Below are 19687 nucleotides of genomic sequence, written 5' to 3'. Positions count from 1 at the left end.
CAATCATTATCACTTAATCCAATTTTGTGGCTGACCTTGCGTGTAATGGAAAACGTAATTGATAAGCCAATCCTTCTCCTGGTGTTGATTGCGCTTTAATGCTTCCTCCCAATAAACTGGTGACCAGGTTGTATACGATGTGTGTACCAAGTCCGCTCCCTCCTTGGCCGCGTTTGGTGGTGTAAAAAGGATCAAATAGCTTACTCAAAGCTTCTTTGTTTAGCCCATGTCCGTTATCTTCGTAATCAAATTTGAGATCATTGTCCTGAACTTCTATACGCATTCGTATCTTCCCTTGATTCAGATTTTCAAAACCATGAGTCAGAGAATTCATGACGAAATTGGTTAAGATTTGGGAGAAAGCACCAGGGTAGCTATCGATAATCAAACTTTCAGGGCAATCTATGTTGATGTCAATGTTTCGTCCTTTTAGTTTCGGTTGTAGCGATACTAATATTTCATTCAGGTAAGTCGCCAGTTGAAATTTGCGTTTGTCATTTGAAGTTTGGTCAACTGCGACTTGTTTAAAACTGCGCACTAGCGCAGCGGCTCGTTTAGTATTCGTACTCAGAATACGTAAGCTCTGGTCTATAGTTTCTAAAAACTGATCACGTTGCGATTCCGTAAATTGTCCATTTTCGATATCTTTGCGTGTGAGTCTAACTTCTTCAATCAGATGGCTGGAAGCGGTAACACAGATGCCAAGTGGCGTATTGATCTCGTGTGCGACCCCCGCGACTAAACTGCCTAGTGAGGCGAGTTTTTCTTGTCTTACTAATTCGGTTTGCGCTTCTTGTAAAGCTAAGAGAGCGTCATTCAGAGCATTGTTTTGGTGCTCTAAATTGACTTTGGCCAGACGCAATTCTCGGTCAGCGTTCATACGCGCGATCGTCACGGCAATATGGCTAGCAACAAAGCTTAATAAATCGAGGTCTGCATGACCATAAATATTGTGCACATCATAGCTCTGAACAATGATGACTCCATAAATTTTGTTTTTAATTAAGATGGGCACGCCTATCCAACTTTCAATATCGCTGCCACCGAGCACCTGACGAATCTCACCATCTCCAATCAGTTGTTGTAATCGTAGCTTGTCAATCAATTGGGCTTTCCCAGTACGGATGACAAAAGACGTCATGCCTACTCCTAATGGAAAACGGGTGTGGCTAGGTACAGGGTCTTTCTCGTCGACAAAGTATTGGATACTGATCTCTTCATTGTCCGGATGGTAGATCGCCACCACAAAATTTTTGGCGATCATCAGGTTCTCAACAATTGAATGTAACTTTTTATAGAGATGATCGCCTTCTTCACCGGAAAACGATAACTCCGCAATGGCATACAAGGCACTCTGAATCTTTTCTGAGCGGCGGCGCTCTGCAATCTCGTGAGCTAACAAAGTGGTACGCTCTTGCACTGCACGTTCCAATCGATCGACACTTTGAAAGCCTTCTAAGGCGTTGGAAATATGGCTTGCAATCAATTCAAAAAGCGCCTGGTCTTCTTCGCTGTAGAGATATTGTTTATCATAGCTTTGTATGACCATTGCACCTAGGATGCGCTTATTGTGATCGATTAAAGGGTAGCCCATCCAATGCTCTGATGGTGCACCTGTCACACCAATTTTTTCTTCCGCACGGATGGCTGCCATTTCTGCTGCAGTTGCCACCAAGGGCTTACGATTTAGAATTACCCATTTGGTGAAGGATGACCCCGGTGCTTCAAGTTTGAAACGTTTTTCTGAATCAGGGGGCGGATCAATTTCATCTAAAAAGTAGGCAAACTGGATCGAATCATCGGCAGGATCATAAAGCGCAATATAGAAATTTTTCGCATACATAATGCGGCTCAATGCCATGTGAATGGCATGCAAAAATTCTCGTAAATCATTGGTGTTATAAGATATCTTAGCGATCTCTAACACCATGGACTGTACTGCCTCTAATCGTCGTAAGCGATTTTCCATTGTTTGATTTCCTTTTTTGTCCGCAGCCCATGAGCGATGGATTAATTTGAGTCGAGATTACATGTTATTTTCATGCTTAGCTTAGTCTACTTTTGACTGAAAGGAAATTACGCGCTATTTTTGAGTGGTTGAACATTTACTTCGACATGATTTTATGAGCGTGACTAGTTAGGGATAATTTGACCTCGTATGGCAATTTATTCAAATAGTCATATACACCTGTTAGAATTTGCGAGCTTTGATTTTATTTTTTTACCTTGCCGCAAAGGATTTCCTCCCCCATGAACTCACCAGAAGACCTCGACCCCCAAGCCAAAAGTGAACTTAAGGCAGAGGTGAGTGAATTTAAAAGTAAGAGCGGACTTAAGCGTATTTTCTCAGCTTTTTTCTATTCACTGGATGGTTTACAGGCAGCATGGCGTCAGGAGCATGCGTTTCGTCAAGAATTAGTGCTGGTAGTGATTGGCGCTGTGATCGCCTTGAGTTTACCGGTATCTGCCTTTGAAAAACTGATGATGATTGCCGTGCTAGTGTTAATGCTAATTGTTGAGTTGTTGAATTCAGCTATCGAAGCCGTGGTTGATCGTGTTTCACTAGAACGCCACGCACTATCCAAAAATGCTAAGGATTTTGGCAGCGCTGCCGTTTTGTTGACTTTTTTCTTAGCGCTGGCAACCTGGACTGTGATTTTAATGGATCGTTTTTATTATTGAATTATTCTTCGCGAACGATAGTCCACCAAGCTTTGCCCCAAAGCGTTATTACCTTACTTTATACTTTTTTTGAGTCCGCCATGACCCTGCAGAAAATCTACCTCAAGAGTCTCATTTTATTTGCAATGTTGTGCAGTTTGATGAATCTCGCATCAGCTCAGCGTGACGAGGGGCAATACCAAATTCTCCATGCCCGTTATGGGACGGCTGAGCGCAATGTCGATGTGACTCAGACCCTCAAAGACTTGGCACGTCGTGATGTGAATTTTCGTATGGGAAACGATAGTTTTGGTGTAGACCCACATCCAAATCGTGTAAAAACGTTGAGAATTTATGCGCGAAGTGAACGTGGTGAAACACGTACTTTTGAGTACCGTGAAGATAGTTTGGTCGATGGTGCGCTCTTCACCGGTTGGGGGGGCGGCAATTGGGGACGTGATGGTGACTATCGGGGAGGATGGGATAATCGTGACTCACACGGCAATGATAGAGCAGATCGAGATGATCGTGATGATGGCGAATTTCAAATTCTACGTGCGCTTTATGGTACAGCGGAACGCAATGTCGATGTAACCGATAGACTGAAGGAATTAGCACGTAGCGATAGAAATTTCCGTATGGGAAATCGCAGCTTCGGTATAGATCCTCATCCAAATCGCGTTAAGACTTTGCGTATTTATGCACGCGGAGCACGGGGTGAAATACGAACTTTTGAATATAGCGAAGGCAGTCTGGTGGATGGCGCCATGTTCAAAAGCTGGGGGCGCGGAAATTGGGGAAATCGAGGCGATCACCAAGGTGGTTGGGGAGATGGCGATGACCGCAACTACGATAATCGTAACGATAACCAAGACAGGTACGCGGAATCCAGACAATTAATTATTATTAGCGCTTATTATGGAATTGAATCGCGCAAGACTGATGTGAGTCGTCAACTGCGATCATTGATTAACAATGGACGTTTAGAACTTCGCGTTGAAAACAATATCTTAGGCGGCGATCCAGCACCTGACGTGGCTAAATCTCTTTGGGTGACTTACAGCATTAATGGTGGAAGAACCCAAACAGTGCGTGTCGAAGAGCGAGCTTGGTTGAACCTACGTTAAGTCCAAGTGAATTAAAAAAAGGACCCTGAAGCATAGCAGAGTCCTTTTTTGTTTTTAAGTGCGACATGCATTTTACTTGTGGGTCTGACTCGATATCTATCTGTCGCCTCGCTCTAGCGACTATTTCTATATCTGCTTGAATGCCTGATCCAGTCGCATCAAAAATTCCTGCGCATTTTCTATACTAAATACCATAGGCGGCTTCAGTTTTAAGACATTATCGTAAGGGCCGTCGGTCGATAATAAAATACGATGTGCTTTTAAAAATTCAATCACCGCATTTGCTTCTGCCGTAGCTGGTTCTAAGCTGATACGATCTTTGACCAATTCCACCCCGATGAATAAACCTGTACCACGCACATCGCCTATTAGAGTATGTTTTTGTTTTAAGTCGTTTAATCCTTGCAAAAGAAAATCGCCAACATGTTTGGCATGTGCTTGTAAGCCTTCTTGTTGAATTACGTCTAACACTGCCAGACCAATCGCACAGGAAACGGGATTGCCGGCAAAGGTATTGAAGTATTCCATGCCTGTGATAAAGGCTTGGGCAATTTCTGGTCTTGTGACGACTGCACCCATAGGATGTCCATTACCAATCGGTTTGCCCATGGTCACTATATCCGGAACAACCCCTTGTGCTTCAAACGCCCAGAAATAATCACCTGCGCGGCCAAAGCCGACTTGCACTTCATCCGCAATACAAACTGCGCCAGCAGCGCGTGCATGGGCGTAGGCTGCTGGTAAATAGCCTTTGGGGAGGACTACCTGACCGCCACAACCCAAAACGGATTCGCAATAAAAAGCGGCGGGCTTCTCACCGCGGGCATGAATCGCTGCAATCGCGCGTTGCAGGGCGTCTGCATAATGTGCGCCAGCTTCAGGATCATCTTTGCGAAAACGTCCACGATAATCATCGGGAATCTCGGCAACCTGGATATGCGCAGGACGACCGCGCCCACCCTTGCCATCAAACTTATACGGACTTAGTTCTATCATGGTCGGTGAATTACCGTGATAGGCATGATCGACCACGATGATGTCATTTGCTTGGGTATAGGTTTTGGCGATGCGTAGTGCGAGATCATTCGCTTCGGTGCCAGAATTGGTGAGAAAGACCACCGACAACTCGGATGGGAAAGTCGCGCTAAGTCGCGTGGCGTATTCAACGATATTGTCGTGCAAGTAGCGTGTATTCGTGTTGAGTTGAGCCATTTGTGCTTGACCGGCGGCGACTACGGCTGGGTGACAATGACCGACATGGCAGACATTGTTCACCATATCAAGATAAGCATTGCCATCTTGATCGTATAGATAGGCACCAGCGCCGCGTACCATTTTCAGCGGTTGTTGGTAGGACATACTTAACGTGGGATTTAAGTGCTGACGGCGCAGCGTGACGATATCTTCTGGGATGCGATTTGGGATGGGGGCGACAGTAGTTGGCATGATGGGTTTATTGGTGAAATTAAAGTACGCTCAAAAATAAATGCTGCAAGTATGGGTAATCCATCGCGTTAAGCTGACGAATCAGGCGACGCACACCTTTTTGCGAGACCAAAATATAGTCGTTGTCGGGATTGCGGCGGTAAGCACGGGTAGCCATTAAAATACTCTGGCACAGTCTTGCCATGATTACGTGATACAAGGCTTGGATTTCTTGCTTGCTTAGAGGATTTTGCGATTGATAGCCTTGCAGTATCGCCCGTATGCAATCTATTACCGCTTGATCTTTTTCGACATGCTGCAAAGCATATACAACGGTGATAGCCAGGTCGACGATACGTAGGTGACGACACATGTCGCCAAAATCAATGATGGCATTCACATGCGGCTTGGGATCTGCGGCGGTCGCGGCGACGATGACATTAAAATCGTTGGCGTCATTGTGGATGACCGACATCGGTAAAGTTTTCTTCCAAGTCGCTTCTTGCTTGGCAAAATAATGCGTATGGTGCCTTACTAATTCGCGTAAATCGTCTTCTGTTACATACGCAATTTCATCCTGTAATTCGGGTAAATTGCTAATGCTCCAATCCACGTATCTGTCCATGCTAGCATGCTGGAAATTTTCCAATCCTCGATCCAACTTGCCGATCGCAATGCCTAAGCTGGTTTGTAGATAATGTTGGTCGAGATCCTCGCGTACAGCCACATTCGCGTAGATTTCACCTTCTACAAAGCTGAGTAGACGCATATGGCATTCTTGCCCGCCACCTGTGATTAATGGCAGGATATGCTGACCAGATCGCGTTAACATCACTTGAGGTAAAGTCAGATCTGGGCAAGTCTTAGCGAGATGCAGTAAGGCCGCGTTTTCGATATCGAGATCGGCATGCGACCAATTGGGATTCGCGATTTTGAAGACGTAATTGCCTTGTGGCGTGTGGATTTTGAAATTGCGGTCAGCGTAAGAGGGGAGTTCTTTGGCTGTGCCGCTAAGGTGCCAATGCTGCTCGACTAAGGCTAATGCTTGTTCTGGGGTTATGGTTTGCATTGTTGTTGATGGGCTGAAATTTTTAGAACGTCGAGGCGCTTACGAAATATTTAATTACCGTACAAATAGTTAACGGTCACTCCTGCGTAGGCAGGAGTCCAGCGACTTAGTTTGATCAAGGAACGACACTGGATTCCTGCCTGCGCAGGAATGACAGCTTACAGTGCCTCTACGGTTCAATATCTTAAATCGACTTAGTACTAAATATCAAAACTAATCCCCTGCGCCAACGGTAGAGAATGACTGTAATTGACCGTGTTGGTAGAACGTCGCATATACGCTTTCCATGCATCTGATCCAGATTCACGGCCACCGCCTGTGTCTTTTTCACCGCCAAATGCACCGCCGATTTCTGCTCCGGATGGGCCGATGTTGACATTGGCGATGCCGCAATCGCTACCGACGTCAGACATAAACAATTCTGCTTCGCGCATGTCGGTAGTGAAGATGCTGGAGGACAAACCTTGCGGTACCTCGTTATTCCAGTCAATTGCTTGTTGTAAATCTGTATAACGCACGACGTACATAATTGGCGCAAATACTTCGTGATGCATGTGCGCCGTTTGGGTCGGCATTTCGACGATGGACGGGCGTACGTAGTAACCCGCGTCAGAGCCAGCGACCATCACACGCTCACCACCAAATACTACTCCTTGATCTGCTTTTGCTGCTATCAGCGCAGTTTGCATGGCTTCGTAAGCGGCTTGATCTACTAGCGGGCCAATTAGTGTCGATTTCTCTAAAGGATTGCCAATTGGCAGACCTGCATAAACCTTTTTTAAACGCGGCACGATGGTGTCGTAAATGCTGTCGTGGACAAATAAGCGACGCAAAGTCGTGCAACGCTGGCCTGCGGTTCCGACGGCAGAGAAAGTAATCGCGCGTACCGCCATTTCCAGATCAGCACTTGGTGCCACGATCATGGCGTTATTGCCGCCTAGTTCTAAGATGGTACGGGTTAAACGTTTGGCGCACACTTCTGCTACCTGACGACCCATGCGAGTACTGCCAGTGGCCGATACTAAGACGACACGTTTGTCCTCTACCATTTGTGCTCCGGTATCGCGGGCGCCAATGATCAGTTCGGCTAATCCTTCTGGAGCATCATTGCCAGTTGCATTAAAGCGTGCGACGGCTTTCATGAATAAAGCGTGGGTAGCGACTGCGGTTAATGGTGTTTTCTCAGATGGCTTCCAGGTCACGCTATTGCCGCAGACGAAGGCAAGTGCTGCATTCCAAGCCCACACAGCGACCGGGAAATTGAAGGCAGAGATCACACCCACCACGCCGAGTGGATGCCAGACTTCCATCATGCGATGTCCCGGACGTTCAGAGGCAATAGTCAAGCCGTACAACTGGCGTGATAAGCCAACGGCGAAGTCGCAGATATCGATCATTTCTTGTACTTCACCTAAACCTTCTTGCAAAATCTTGCCTGCTTCTAAAGTTACGATCTGACCTAAAGCGGCTTTGTGCGTACGTAATTCTTCTCCGAACAAACGGATTAATTCACCACGGCGTGGTGCTGGCACTTTACGCCATTCCAGAAAAGCTGCGTGAGCTCTGTCAATTTTTTGTTCTACTTGATCGGCATTATCAGCGCGTAAGCTCATGAGTGTTTCACCATTAATGGGTGAAACACTGTGTAATTCTTGTCCATGATAGTCAGCGAGATTAACGCCGAGATCGGTGAGCAGAGTATGGATGTGGGATGTCATATATAATTTTCTGGTTTCGATAAGGTAGAACAGCGGTTTTTATTTTGACAGTGCGTTATTGTTTATAGGGTACTCGACCAGTCGGCACCACGCTAGAGGCATGCATACAGTGTCCGTGCTGATCATCAAAAAACATATGAGGCTTAAAGGCCGCTAGCACTGCTGATTTATTCACACCACCCATGAAAAAAGTTTCATCAATCGCGATATTCCAGGCGCGCAAGGTACGGATCACGCGTTCGTGTGCTGGAGAGGAGCGTGCTGTTACTAGCGCAGTGCGCAGTGGAAAGGCGCGACCATCAGGTGCTTTGAAGTTATTTTGGATGTAAGATAAGGCGACTAGTAGGCGGGCAAATGGGCCTTCTGGGAGAGGCTTCTTGGCATTGTCGCGTTCGTGTTGTTCAAAGGCTTCTATACCTTGCGATTGATAGATTTTTTCAGCTTCGTCCGAAAAGATGACCGCGTCGCCGTCAAACGCAATTCTGATTTGCTCCAGGTCCGCGACGTTTTCTGCCAATTGATACAGCAAGGCAGATGCCACACCGGCATTGATCGCGGCTTGCACATCATCTTCATGCAGAGATAAAAATAGGCTGACATTGAATGCTTGCAAATAGGACGATAGAGACGCACCGCCAGCCAAGACGGCTCGACTGATATCCAAACCGTAATGTTCGATGGAATTAAATATGCGCAAAGAAGTCTCGGACGAATTACGCGACATGATAACGACCTCGACTAAGCGATTGCCGGGTGTCAGATTATTGAGTTTTAAGAGCGCTTTAACTAACGCAAAGCCAGCGCCGGGTTTTAGTATTTCATTTTCATGATCAAGTTGATGTTGGCGATAAGCGTCCAGTCCTTGATTTTGAAAAATGGCTTCTTCTGCCTCAAGATCGAATAAGGCGCGAGATGAGATACCAATAACCAGTAATTTGTCGAGTGAAAAGGGCATAGTGTGTAGTTGGTATTTTTATTGGAGTATGTCGGAAAGATGGCCGATCAGCGCATCAATTTCCTCTACTGTGTTGTAATGCGCAATCGAGACGCGCACAACGCCACCATGTTTTTCTAGATCTAAAGCTTTGATTAAATGACGGGCATAAAAATCACCAAAACGTATACCTATGTTGAATTGGTCGATGCGTTTTACGATAGTTTCTGATTGCGTATTTTTCACCACAAAACTAATCGTTGGCACGCGGCTAGCGTTACCTTCAAAGACCTGCCGCATTCCTATGATGCGCACCTTGGATTTCGAATTTAAAAAATTCAATAATCTTTGTGCCAGAAAATTTTCATGTGCTTCAAATTTATCGAAAGCAAATTGCATTAATTCACGACGACTACCTTTGCCGCCAAACTGCGTACCCATAGCGACCAGGTATTCTGCAATCCCTTGACAGCCGTACGATAATTCGAAATTCACATTGCCCGGTTGCAGTTTGTAAGGAAGATTATCTTCTGCAATAAAGAAGTGATTTAGATTTGCGAGGCTATGCAAGAGTTCGTAGTGTCCCCACAGCACGGCATAGTGAGGTCCAAATACTTTGTAAAAGCTGAACACTAAGATATCAGCGCCGCTGGCTTGCACATCGACCAAACGATGCGGCGCATAGGCCACCGCATCGACGCAGACCCGGCCGCCTACGGCATGCACACGACGCGCGACTTCAGTAACCGGGTTGATGGTGCCGAGTACATTCGAGGCAAAGGTCATCGCCAACCACTTGGTATTATCGCTCAGTAAATTTTCTAAGTCTTCCAAATCTAGCTGCATTGATTCGGTATTCACCTGCCAGACTTTGATGATCGCGCCAGCCTGCTGCAGGCGCTTCCAGGCACCGATATTGGCTTCGTGATCTGTATTGGTCACAATGATTTCATCGCCAGCTTGTATCCCTGGAAGGATAGCCTGTATAAGTTGAAACATCAGACCAGTGGTCGATCCGCCCATCACGACTTCGTGAGCATCTGCTGCATTAATGAGTTCAGCGATTGCTAGTCTCGCCGCGATGACTCGGGTACTCGCGAAGGTCGACGTTGGGTAAGTCGCGCCGAGTTGCACGCTAGAGGTCAACAGATAATCGTAAATTCGGTCTGCAACACGTTTTAGGACTTGAGAACCGCCGGCGTTATCGAAGAAAACGCATTGATCGGGGATTTGTAACGCAGGAAACTCAGCGCGTACGGCGCTGATTTCCATAGGAGATAATGCTTGCATTGTTATGTATATGCCAGATTGAGAATGGGCATAAACATAACACGATTCCGGTCTTGAATGGCATTAGATATATTAAACCCAGATTTTACATTAGGCGCGTCTTCGACGCTATTTGAGCGCTGGCGGCGCATTTTCGGTCATTTTTTTCGTTCTTCGTTGGAAATAGCTAGCTATTTTCGCCTCATTCACGTAAAAACTGCCTCGAAAAGTGCATCCACCATCGTTTCAAATCCTAATGGAAATTCTGGGTTTAAATTAAGTCACTATAATAATGACTTTGCCGAGCACTTAGGTGCAGCATCTAGCCCGCTTGTCCGTCAGCACGTGCGTTTAGATAAATCGGCAATATCAATCCCACCCACGTCAATAACAGCAGCAGCCAAACGCTAGCCGACAAGCTCATCATTTGTGGAATGGCAGTCATACTGGCAGCGACACGCAACAACGCCGCAGCATGCAAGGCGAGGTAAATGGTCCACAGTAAATTGCTGACTTGTAGAGGGCGTCCGCTATGACCAAAACTGACCCGACTGACGAAGCCAACCAACATCGTTCCCATAAAGCCTAAGGCTAAAGCATGCACCATTGCAGAGCCTATTTCTGCGCCAAAAGCACTCGCAGCCTGTAGCGCGAAAACGATGGCAAGCCAGGCAAATGATAAATGCAACATCGCCAATAAGCGATTCTGCAAGCTACGGAACAAACCCCAGCGCCATGACGTATTGGCAAAACTAAAGCTGAGTAGTGTTGCTATCAAGGCTTCTACAACATGCGCACCAACAATGCCCGCAATCGCAAGTCCCCAGCACGCTGCGATCCAAGACCCCAACAACCAGTAAGGCCGCCACATCGCATATGGCTTGATCACGTTACTGCTAAAGAACGGCAGCATACGATGGCACACCGTCAAAAATACTGGCAAGAGAAAGGCGAAAAAGGCGAGTTGACGTGCTGCAATCCAAGCAAGGTTGAGGCCCGCGCTCCATAAAAACGCAGAGAATATCGCCAATACACCACCCGTCATGGCCAGTAACAAAGCTTGAGGATGTCGCTTATCTTTGACCTTGCTATGTATGACCAAGCGCGCCCACCGGAACGTCACCGCGCACCATGCTCCCAACATCAGAGCAAATCCCGACATACGTAATGGTGGTAATTCCAAAGTCGAGGCGACCAAGACCAAGATCAAACCACCAAAGTAGGTGCCACCATGCAGCAGGAAGTTATGCGGAGGTTCATCCGCTGCCAACCATTTTGGCCCAGCGGTAAAAGTGAAGCCCAAAATAAACAAAGGGAACACACCTAAAGGCATCAATAAGGCATGCAGAGGTACTGCCAGGTTGCGACCGCTTTGCACTTGCAGCCACCACCATGAGAATAAGATCAAAACAGCAATGGCACCAAGAAAAAAATACAAGCGGTGAGGGGCGAGGGCTAGACGTTTCATGACAGTCTCTTAAGACAAGGATGGTGCAAATAGAATGACGATCAGCATAATCTTAAATGCGCCGTCGAATTTTGATGAAGAACAAGATGTAGGTTGAAAGTCTAGTCCTGGAGTGATGGTGTGCTAGCGACTGAATGATCTGGATGTAGAAAAACTAGATACATATCAAGTTTCGATTAGCATTCGAGTATTCATTGTCAGCTTAAACTGACCAGACCAACCGCTCGGGGTGAGGTCGATGGGAATGCCTGTAAAAAATGACCAACTGTTACATAAAATTGAGATTGACTAATTGTTTTAATTTACCGTTTTTCTCAAGCGCAGTGATGCCTTTGTTAAGCGTCTCTAAAATTTGCTTTGCTTGAGGATTTTGTTTGCTAATGGCGAAATGTAATGGGAGCTGTTGTGTTTCAGGGAGCGTTACTATCTGATAGTGTTGCGCATCGAAAGGTGCCACGCCAATTTTCGACAAGCCAAGGAAGACTTCTTTCATATCAACAACAATCTCACAATGTCCGCGATCTATTTTTCGAATTAAGCTTATATAGTTGGTTGCGCCGCTTTCGATTTTTGACGCAGCATTTCCAACATAGGATGTAGCAGCTCCATGCAGGCTGCAGACTTTATACTGGCTGAGATCTTTGAGTGTGGTTATCGGTGCTTGAGCGAAGCGTTGACGAGAGAAAAAGTATGCAGGGGTTAAGTTAAAGTAAGACCGTGAAAAATAAAATTTTTGCTCGCGGTCTGGTGTTTTAAAACTGGACATAATTAAGTCGCTTCCCTGCATGGATTCGACTTCAGCCATGCAACGAGCCCAAGGACGTAATTTAAACTCAGGAGCAGGGGTTAGGAAAATTGCTTTCAATACCTCTACGGAAAGGCCCTGTATGGATTTTGTCTCTTTAGAGATATACGACATCGGTGGCCAATTACTGTCGCCACCGCATGCTCGGATAGGCTCCGAAGCTTGACAAGCGCTTGCGAATAGCAATAGAAGTAGGCTGCTAAAAAGGAACCGGCGCATGGGAAATTGCCTTGATTTATTTTTCGTACCAAAGGAAATTTATCACAGTTTCACACAGCTAGGTCTTTCAACAAGACGTTTCACCCAAACCAGGCGTTCCCAAACATCTTTTTCAGAACGTGATTCAAGCGAGGTCGAGATATGCACAGCGTGAAATGCGCCAACCTTGTATTGTTGTTTTATGTTTCGTAAGTATTTTGCAGTTACTGTAATGTGGGGGAATGAAGACAGTAAGTAGTCGTAGTCGATGAATCAAATCGTGATGACTTGCACGACATGGTCGGTGATTGCCGCTTTGGATGGCATATAGTTACCGGTAGGTTCTACGAGATCGAGAGTTTTTAAACGCAAGATGCCTGTGCGCTTAGAAGCACTGCTTTGTCTTAAGTCAATGAAATGAGATCTACCTAGATAGGAATTGGATTTAATTGGAAGTCACTTAACTAAAATGCCTATTTTTTGAGCTATGATTGACTTGGTTTACTACTTTTTACTCGATTCTCCGATTGTTGACTCGCCTGTATTTGAGGAACCCAAGATGAATAAAATTAGATTTTTGCAGCCATCTACTTCCAAACTTAGTGTAGCTTCATGCATAGTACTCAGTGCAACTGGCTTACTCAACTTTCCTTTGAGCGCGCAGGCACAAACCAAGACTAAAGCAGCACCAGCGGCAAAGGCTGCCGCACCAGTAAAAGATATCGTGCAGGTGGTGAAGCCGCCAATCGCATTGGCTTTTATCGATGCAGCTACCAACGCCAGTGACATGCCGGGCGGTAATTTGATGGCGGGTGCTGCTCATGGCGCGCAGTCAGGCGGTGGTTTTTTTGGCGCTTTAACGGGCATGGCCAAAGGTGCAGTCGGTGGCGTTAGTGATCGCGGCAACGCATTTGGTAACACTCACACTATGGGATTTTCCAGTGGTAAATATGTCGATGTATCGGTCTACACCACAAAAAATCCGAGTTTAGGTGATGCAAAACAAATGATTCCGAGTGTGATGAATCTGGGTGAAAGCTTACAATTGAATGCACCAGTCCCAGAGAAAACGACACCCGTGATTGTAGATGAAACGCCTCTAGAGCCGACTTACGAAAAGCCTAAAGGGAAAATTTCGGTATATTGGGGCTGTGGCGAAACCATACGCCCGGGACAGCCACGAACGCTCGATGTCGCTACAGCGTCGATGGACGACTACGCGAAGTTCTTTGTAATGCGTGGTAAGACAACAAAAGGCGCACGCTGGCAACCCGGTAATCCCGCCTGGCCGAATAAAATTGACGACCGCAAAGTACCCGATACTGCTTCATTAGTCGGCCAGCATCAATTTGTCGGAAATGGTATCCCAGAAAGTTTTAAAGTGAATTTAGGTGCACCGCAAGATCTGATGCCTGCTATCGAATTGCAACAAACCAAAAAAGAGGGCGCGGTTGCCTTGCAGTGGAAGAGCATCGCACACGCACGTGGCTATTTTTTGTCGGTAATGGGCGGCCAATCTACTGGTGGCGATAGCGGCGAAATGATAGTCTGGACTTCGAGTGAATTGCCCGATTTTGGATTTGGTTTGATGGACTACCAGTCGAATCAAGACATTGATAAGTGGATTAAGGAGCAGGTGATTTTGCCTGCCAGTGCGACGCAATGTGCAGTACCTAAAGGCATATTTGGTGAGAATGGTGCGGGTATGTTGCGTATGATTGCCTACGGTTCAGATGCGTATTTTGCCTATCCTCCACGTCCTGAAGATCCGAAAATTGCCTGGGAGCCTGATTGGCAAACCAAAGTAAGGGTGAAGTCAGTATATGGCTCGATACTCGGCGGCATGGGTGATATGGGCGGCCAGTCTAAATCACAGAAAGAAGAAAAGAAGCCGAAAGCGACCGATTTGTTGAAGAGTCTTTTTGGGAATTGATTTCTATACTTTAATCGCCGCGCTAAGGCCGAGACAGGGCAGCTTGTTCAATAGCTTGATGGGTAGCTAAAAGCTCATCAAGCTGACGTACTGAACAAACTACCAATGGAAGTACTACCTTGAATATTGACGGCAACTAGTTTCAAAAACGATTGTAGATTTTCTGCACTGGGATCTCCCCCACTTTTCTTCACAAGCGCATTAAACGATTCTTGTAAATTACCTAAGCCAGAATCTTCACCTTTATTATTGTCGAGCTGGGTAATCAGTTTTTGTATGCTGTTTTGTAGCTTGAATGAGCTACTGGATTGATCTAGCTCGATTCCTGACACTTTGTTTCCATTGCCATTCGTCGCATCTAAGCCGGGGAGATTGGAAAGCAAACTAGACGTGAAATCTGCCCCAGCTTGCTGCCCCTTTTCTGAAGAGAAAAAAGCGCTGATGTCTTTAGAGGAATTGATCTGGCTTAACACTTGGCGTAAGGCTGCGTTCAACTCGCTGTTGTTATTGCTAGTACTGTTAGTATTGTCGAGCTCATCAGCGGAGTTAGCCTTAGTCGCCCCTGAATTGTTGGCGTAAGTAGTACTCAAGTCTTTAATCGTTTGAAAATTGCTGCTACTCAGTGGTGTGATAGCCATAATACTTGCTCCTTGCGGGATTGATATCTACATGTGCAGCACCTAGCGATGTCGCTTGATTTATGAGTTACATGATCCGACAAATTGACACAAAATGAAATGGCAATATGCTTATATTTTAAGCAGTTTTAATTTTGTTATGTTTAAAACTGTCAGTCACAGCAAGATCATTCAAATTTAGTCATAATGACGCCACGCTATTTTGCGTATGCAAGATTTAAATTAGGAGATCTAAAGTGATGAAATCCCGTTTCAGCTTAGGTGCCGGTACTTTGGCACTCACATTATTATCTGCCGCCATTGCTACATTAAGTGTTGCGCCAGCCCATGCAGATGCACCTATGGTTAAGGCTGCTGCCCCAGGCTATTATCGTGTGATGTTAGGTGATTTTGAAGTTACTGCCTTGTCAGATGGTACGGTTGCACTCCCCATTGATAAGCTGTTAACCAATACCACCCCAGAAAAAACGATCAAATCTCTTAAAAAATACCATTTGAGTACGCCGGTACAGACCTCAGTTAACGGCTACCTCATCAACACCGGAACTAAGTTAGTGTTGATCGATACGGGTGCTGCTGGTTTATTCGGTCCCACGCTTGGCCGTCTTGCGAATAGCTTAAAAGCTGCAGGCTATACACCTGAACAAGTTGATGAAGTTTATATCACGCACATGCATGGTGACCATGTAGGTGGCTTGATGAAGGGGGATCAAATGTTGTTCCCAAATGCGGTAGTTCGTGCGGACAAACATGACGCTGATTTCTGGTTGAGCCAGGCAAATTTGGATAAAGCCCCCGCCGATGCAAAAGGTAGTTTTCAAGGCGCGATGGCTTCGCTCAATCCTTATGTCAAGGCTGGCAAATTTAAACCATTTGATGGCGACACAGAACTAGTTCCTGGTGTGAAAGCGGTGGCGGCACGCGGACATACACCAGGCCATAGCGTGTATCAGGTCGAAAGCAAAGGTCAAAAATTAATGTTGTGGGGCGACTTGATGCACGTCGCGGCAGTCCAATTCGAAAACCCTACAGTTACTATCGGTTTTGACAGTGATAGTAAAGCTGCGATGGCGCAACGCCAAAAAGCCTATGCTGAAGCAGCAAAGCAAGGGTATATGGTCGGTGCAACGCATCTATCGTTTCCTGGTCTCGGTTATATTCGCACTGAAGGTAAAGGCTATGCATGGATGCCGATTAATTATGTGCCTGTGAATTGATTATGCATAATTGATTTATGTTTGATAGCGAATTGAGAAGGAAGTGCTGCATTTCCTTTTCAATTGCGCGTCGGGACGTAAGACCAGCACAAATTGAATTCACTTAAACTGCAATTCTTATCCATAGCTAATTAAATGTCGTTATTCACAATTCGTCCAATTCAGGACACTGATAATCCGCATATCGCCGCGTTGATTCGCTCTGTATTGATAGAAATGGATGTGCCGAAAGTCGGTTCCGCTTATGCAGATCCGTCACTCGATCATTTGTACCAACACTATCAAAATGACCGCGGTGCTTATTTTGTGGTTGAGCAGGGCGGCGAAATTGTTGCCGGCGGGGGTATTGGTAGCCTACCCGGTGAAGATACTTCGGTATGTGAGCTTCAAAAGATGTACCTTGTCGCAAAGCTGCGTGGTCAAGGTATAGGGAAGGCTTTGATACAAACCTGTATCGAGGCGGCACAAGAATTGGGCTATAGCCAGTGTTATCTCGAGACCATGCCAAATATGCTGGCGGCTCAGGGCCTATACAAAAGGATGGGTTTTAATTACGTTTGCAGCCCTATGGGAAATACAGGACATAATGCCTGTCCGGTCTGGATGCTTTTGAAATTCTGATAGTCGTATATGTGGTGCAGCTTAAGGAAGAAAAAGCTGGAAGCACGCGCCATTATTCTTTGCGCTGTTTGTAATATCCCAGTTATTGGTATTGCTCATTCTGTTCGATAAGCGAATTGAGCCCGATTTGCCTTGATTTTGGTGTAGAGCCATCACACGTTGCGCCAGACGTAAGCCTAAACCCGTACCGTGCCGTGTGACCGGACTATGGCTATCCAGATTTTCGAGTACGGCTTGAGGATAACCATCTCCATCGTCCTGAATCTGAAACATCAGTTGACCTGAATAGTCCGCCACCGTAATCGTGATTTGATGTCGTGCATAGCGTAAGGCGTTTTGTAAAGCATTCGCTAATACCATTTGAATTAAGGTTCTATCATAAAACCATATACCCGGCGCTTGGCTGGTTTCTTGGATGATGGAGATGCTAGATTTTGCCGGGTGATTGGTCGCAATTGCCGCGATCAGGTCGACAAGCAGCTCAGCAGGATCTTGCAGTTCAATTTGCACATGCAGATTATGCGTCTCTGATTTGTAAAAGCAGAGTAAGCCACTTAAGGTTCCGGACGCCTCCATTGCCACCTGCATGCTTTTTATATCACCGCGTGATTCAGCTTCGGAAGCAAGTTGTGCGAGATTGTTTTTGACATCGTGTATCGTCAGAGCCGCAATGTCGGTGAAGTCCTGATTGTCACTGTGGTGTGCCATCGAGCGTTCTCTTATTCTTTATATTTAAAGGGGTATTTGCTCTGCACTTTGGCTAGCAGTGCGTTGATTTCCAGCAGTTTAGGATGCTGGTTATTCTTCGTCGTTACCGTATCTTGAAATTGTTGTGCCAGCATAGACTTCGTTGCGTCGTAGCCATTCATTAAAATATCCATCAAGATCGACAGTGCCGCGTTGGATGCAATCTGTAAATTATTCGGCAAACGTAGCGCCGCATCGGTCAGCATTTTTGACGCCTCAGCATATTGGCCGGCTTTGGCCTTTTGTACTGCATCGTTATTCAGATTAATAACCTCTTTGACTGAGCTCTCGATTAATTTTTTCGCCGCCTCGATACCACCGTGATCTTTAAAAATAACGCCTATGCTCTCTTGCAACTTTGGTGAATCGGGATTGTTTTGTACGATGTTTTTTAATATCTCCATCGCTTCGTCAGTTTTATTGTGCACCATACAGGCTTTGGCGATGGCCAAGCTGGTATTTTCCGAGACCGCTTCACCGGCTTGCATGGCGATCTCCAAGGCTTTTTGTGCTAGATCGAGATTGCCTGCTTTTTGCTGTGTGACGGCTTCCACTGCGGCGACTAATTTTAATTCATGTGTTTCGGTGAAATTATCTTTGGCTTCTTTGATGGTACTGATCGCACGCTCAAGGTCTCCTGTTTCCGTCAATGCATTGGTAAGTTTTGCGTAATCGTTGGCGTCGCGCAGTGGTGAATTTTTGGTCTGCTTTACTACCACCGACAAGGCTTTATCCACACGAGAATAGTCACCAGTATCTTCGGCTAATTGTGCTATCGATCGTTGTCTCGTCAATGAGTGTGGAGCGATGTTGCAGGCGTTATCCAAAATTTGCAAAGCCTTTTCGGTTTCCCCCGCTTCCGTATGTATGCGTCCTAATAAATCGTAGGCTGCTAATAATCTTGGATTTTCTTGTATAACGGTTTCCAAAATTTGCCCAGCTTGTTCGCCTTGACCTTTGGATTTGAGCGCCTTTGCAAGACCTAGTTTTGCCCAAGGCATTTCGCGCATCTTTAAAGCGTTTTGATAAAACACAATGGCCGCATCAAATTGACTCAAACTCATGAGTGAGTTACCTTTGATCCGCATGGCATCGATTAAGTATTTATCTTTGCTTGCGATGATGTCGTCGCAAGCTTTGATCATGCCTATCCAATCGCCACGATCTTGCAATTTATCGACGGTAGCTAGACGTGCTTTGCGTTCTAATAAACGTTCTAGACGAATCTTCATCGTCTCGCCAGTAAATGGTTTTAACAGATAGTCATCAGGTAAACACTCCGCAGCAGTGATGACACTATTAAATCCCGTCTCGGCCGTAATCATGATAAACAAGGTGGCGCGACTTATCGCATTGGTACTACGTAGATATTCGAGAAACTGCTGACCATCAGTAGCGCCACCTAAATAGTAGTCGCATAAGATAACGTCATAGGTTCTCTGTTGAATGTAGTTGAGCGCCTCCCGCACATTCGACGCCAAATTGATATTGGTAATACCTAGTGCCTGCATCTGGTTACGCATCGTCGTGCGCATATCCGGCATATCGTCGAGCACAAGAATTTTCTTGTTCGAGAAAGTGATTGCGGGAGTGTTTTGTAATCCTGGTAGCGCCATAATGTCTCGTAGATCCTATAGAAATCAACGTAAAACTACTTATGAAAACAGGGTGTTACTGGTTTGTGCTGGAACAGGCCCGATGCGACTAAGGGGAATTCATGGATCGAGGAAGCGGCGTAAAACGCCACAAGCACGACTATAGTCGTTATGCGAAAAAAGACAATAGTAAGTCGTAATATATTTCCATGTGGAAATTTACTAATGCTTCAATTTACTCGTAATGGTTTTTTCACCAAGA

The 19687-nt window shown here is 45.8% G+C and carries 16 protein-coding genes; 5 read left to right on the top strand and 11 right to left on the bottom strand.

Annotated features, from left to right (window positions below; translation table 11 throughout):
- Positions 1 to 13 precede the first annotated feature (13 nt).
- The gene (locus ACO0KZ_RS00260; RefSeq protein WP_422991563.1) at positions 14 to 1969 is read right to left on the bottom strand and encodes a GAF domain-containing sensor histidine kinase; all 1956 of its coding nucleotides are present in this window, start codon (positions 1967 to 1969) and stop codon (positions 14 to 16) included.
- A 281-nt stretch (positions 1970 to 2250) separates the two neighbouring features.
- On the opposite strand from ACO0KZ_RS00260, the gene ACO0KZ_RS00255 reads away from it, so the two are divergent.
- Both ACO0KZ_RS00255 and ACO0KZ_RS00250 read left to right on the top strand, forming a co-directional pair.
- Positions 2251 to 2682, top strand: a complete 432-nt coding sequence (locus tag ACO0KZ_RS00255; RefSeq protein ID WP_422991561.1) for a diacylglycerol kinase — start codon at positions 2251 to 2253, stop codon at positions 2680 to 2682.
- Between the two features lie 80 nt (positions 2683 to 2762).
- Positions 2763 to 3788, top strand: coding sequence for a hypothetical protein (locus ACO0KZ_RS00250; protein WP_422991559.1), 1026 nt, complete (start codon positions 2763 to 2765; stop codon positions 3786 to 3788).
- A 126-nt stretch (positions 3789 to 3914) separates the two neighbouring features.
- Here ACO0KZ_RS00250 and ACO0KZ_RS00245 read toward each other — a convergent pair whose 3' ends face one another.
- The 7 genes from ACO0KZ_RS00245 to ACO0KZ_RS00215 all read right to left on the bottom strand — a co-directional run bounded on the left by ACO0KZ_RS00245 (position 3915) and on the right by ACO0KZ_RS00215 (position 12695).
- The gene (locus ACO0KZ_RS00245; protein ID WP_422991557.1) at positions 3915 to 5234 is read right to left on the bottom strand and encodes an aminotransferase class III-fold pyridoxal phosphate-dependent enzyme; all 1320 of its coding nucleotides are present in this window, start codon (positions 5232 to 5234) and stop codon (positions 3915 to 3917) included.
- A 19-nt stretch (positions 5235 to 5253) separates the two neighbouring features.
- A complete protein-coding gene (locus ACO0KZ_RS00240; protein WP_422991555.1) occupies positions 5254 to 6282 on the bottom strand; it encodes a phosphotransferase in 1029 nt (342 codons plus the stop codon).
- Positions 6283 to 6482: 200 nt separating this feature from the next.
- Positions 6483 to 8000 carry an aldehyde dehydrogenase family protein gene (locus ACO0KZ_RS00235; protein WP_422991554.1) on the bottom strand — a complete coding sequence of 506 codons (1518 nt, stop codon included), beginning with the start codon at positions 7998 to 8000 and terminating at the stop codon, positions 6483 to 6485.
- A 55-nt stretch (positions 8001 to 8055) separates the two neighbouring features.
- A complete protein-coding gene (locus ACO0KZ_RS00230) occupies positions 8056 to 8955 on the bottom strand; it encodes a 5'-nucleotidase (protein ID WP_422991552.1) in 900 nt (299 codons plus the stop codon).
- 18 nt (positions 8956 to 8973) lie between these two features.
- Complete coding sequence (locus ACO0KZ_RS00225) at positions 8974 to 10224, bottom strand: cysteine desulfurase-like protein (RefSeq protein ID WP_422991550.1); 1251 nt, start codon at positions 10222 to 10224, stop codon at positions 8974 to 8976.
- A gap of 301 nt (positions 10225 to 10525) precedes the next feature.
- Positions 10526 to 11671 carry an NnrS family protein gene (locus ACO0KZ_RS00220; RefSeq protein ID WP_422991548.1) on the bottom strand — a complete coding sequence of 382 codons (1146 nt, stop codon included), beginning with the start codon at positions 11669 to 11671 and terminating at the stop codon, positions 10526 to 10528.
- A 268-nt stretch (positions 11672 to 11939) separates the two neighbouring features.
- On the bottom strand, positions 11940 to 12695 hold the full coding sequence (locus ACO0KZ_RS00215) for a substrate-binding periplasmic protein (RefSeq protein ID WP_422991547.1): 756 nt from the start codon (positions 12693 to 12695) through the stop codon (positions 11940 to 11942).
- Between the two features lie 538 nt (positions 12696 to 13233).
- Here ACO0KZ_RS00215 and ACO0KZ_RS00210 point away from each other — a divergent pair.
- Entirely contained in the window at positions 13234 to 14607 is a 1374-nt protein-coding gene (locus ACO0KZ_RS00210) for a hypothetical protein (protein WP_422991545.1), read from the top strand.
- 77 nt (positions 14608 to 14684) lie between these two features.
- Here the strand turns inward: ACO0KZ_RS00210 and ACO0KZ_RS00205 are convergent, their stop codons facing one another.
- Positions 14685 to 15245, bottom strand: a complete 561-nt coding sequence (locus ACO0KZ_RS00205) for a hypothetical protein (protein ID WP_422991543.1) — start codon at positions 15243 to 15245, stop codon at positions 14685 to 14687.
- Positions 15246 to 15484: 239 nt separating this feature from the next.
- Between ACO0KZ_RS00205 and ACO0KZ_RS00200 the strand changes: the two genes are divergently transcribed.
- Together ACO0KZ_RS00200 and ACO0KZ_RS00195 are read left to right on the top strand one after the other, a co-directional pair.
- The gene (locus ACO0KZ_RS00200) at positions 15485 to 16462 is read left to right on the top strand and encodes an MBL fold metallo-hydrolase (RefSeq protein WP_422991541.1); all 978 of its coding nucleotides are present in this window, start codon (positions 15485 to 15487) and stop codon (positions 16460 to 16462) included.
- Positions 16463 to 16597: 135 nt separating this feature from the next.
- The gene (locus tag ACO0KZ_RS00195) at positions 16598 to 17083 is read left to right on the top strand and encodes a GNAT family N-acetyltransferase (RefSeq protein WP_422991539.1); all 486 of its coding nucleotides are present in this window, start codon (positions 16598 to 16600) and stop codon (positions 17081 to 17083) included.
- A 21-nt stretch (positions 17084 to 17104) separates the two neighbouring features.
- Here ACO0KZ_RS00195 and ACO0KZ_RS00190 read toward each other — a convergent pair whose 3' ends face one another.
- Positions 17105 to 17791 carry a sensor histidine kinase gene (locus tag ACO0KZ_RS00190; RefSeq protein ID WP_422991537.1) on the bottom strand — a complete coding sequence of 229 codons (687 nt, stop codon included), beginning with the start codon at positions 17789 to 17791 and terminating at the stop codon, positions 17105 to 17107.
- A gap of 11 nt (positions 17792 to 17802) precedes the next feature.
- Positions 17803 to 19446: a tetratricopeptide repeat protein gene (locus tag ACO0KZ_RS00185; RefSeq protein WP_422991535.1), complete on the bottom strand. Its 1644-nt coding sequence runs from the start codon at positions 19444 to 19446 to the stop codon at positions 17803 to 17805.
- Between the last annotated feature and the right edge of the window lie 241 nt (positions 19447 to 19687).

The organism is Undibacterium sp. Di24W (assembly GCF_049340325.1).
Classification (GTDB): domain Bacteria; phylum Pseudomonadota; class Gammaproteobacteria; order Burkholderiales; family Burkholderiaceae_D; genus Undibacterium.
This window is presented reverse-complemented; position numbering and strand designations above follow the sequence as displayed.

What these genes read in the sequence shown, in the direction of transcription:
- ACO0KZ_RS00260 (WP_422991563.1), bottom strand. Translation starts at nt 1,969, where the DNA reads ATGGAAAATCGCTTACGACGATTAGAGGCAGTACAGTCCATGGTGTTA.
- ACO0KZ_RS00255 (WP_422991561.1), top strand. Translation starts at nt 2,251, where the DNA reads ATGAACTCACCAGAAGACCTCGACCCCCAAGCCAAAAGTGAACTTAAG.
- ACO0KZ_RS00250 (WP_422991559.1), top strand. Translation starts at nt 2,763, where the DNA reads ATGACCCTGCAGAAAATCTACCTCAAGAGTCTCATTTTATTTGCAATG.
- ACO0KZ_RS00245 (WP_422991557.1), bottom strand. Translation starts at nt 5,234, where the DNA reads ATGCCAACTACTGTCGCCCCCATCCCAAATCGCATCCCAGAAGATATC.
- ACO0KZ_RS00240 (WP_422991555.1), bottom strand. Translation starts at nt 6,282, where the DNA reads ATGCAAACCATAACCCCAGAACAAGCATTAGCCTTAGTCGAGCAGCAT.
- ACO0KZ_RS00235 (WP_422991554.1), bottom strand. Translation starts at nt 8,000, where the DNA reads ATGACATCCCACATCCATACTCTGCTCACCGATCTCGGCGTTAATCTC.
- ACO0KZ_RS00230 (WP_422991552.1), bottom strand. Translation starts at nt 8,955, where the DNA reads ATGCCCTTTTCACTCGACAAATTACTGGTTATTGGTATCTCATCTCGC.
- ACO0KZ_RS00225 (WP_422991550.1), bottom strand. Translation starts at nt 10,224, where the DNA reads ATGCAAGCATTATCTCCTATGGAAATCAGCGCCGTACGCGCTGAGTTT.
- ACO0KZ_RS00220 (WP_422991548.1), bottom strand. Translation starts at nt 11,671, where the DNA reads ATGAAACGTCTAGCCCTCGCCCCTCACCGCTTGTATTTTTTTCTTGGT.
- ACO0KZ_RS00215 (WP_422991547.1), bottom strand. Translation starts at nt 12,695, where the DNA reads ATGCGCCGGTTCCTTTTTAGCAGCCTACTTCTATTGCTATTCGCAAGC.
- ACO0KZ_RS00210 (WP_422991545.1), top strand. Translation starts at nt 13,234, where the DNA reads ATGAATAAAATTAGATTTTTGCAGCCATCTACTTCCAAACTTAGTGTA.
- ACO0KZ_RS00205 (WP_422991543.1), bottom strand. Translation starts at nt 15,245, where the DNA reads ATGGCTATCACACCACTGAGTAGCAGCAATTTTCAAACGATTAAAGAC.
- ACO0KZ_RS00200 (WP_422991541.1), top strand. Translation starts at nt 15,485, where the DNA reads ATGAAATCCCGTTTCAGCTTAGGTGCCGGTACTTTGGCACTCACATTA.
- ACO0KZ_RS00195 (WP_422991539.1), top strand. Translation starts at nt 16,598, where the DNA reads ATGTCGTTATTCACAATTCGTCCAATTCAGGACACTGATAATCCGCAT.
- ACO0KZ_RS00190 (WP_422991537.1), bottom strand. Translation starts at nt 17,791, where the DNA reads ATGGCACACCACAGTGACAATCAGGACTTCACCGACATTGCGGCTCTG.
- ACO0KZ_RS00185 (WP_422991535.1), bottom strand. Translation starts at nt 19,446, where the DNA reads ATGGCGCTACCAGGATTACAAAACACTCCCGCAATCACTTTCTCGAAC.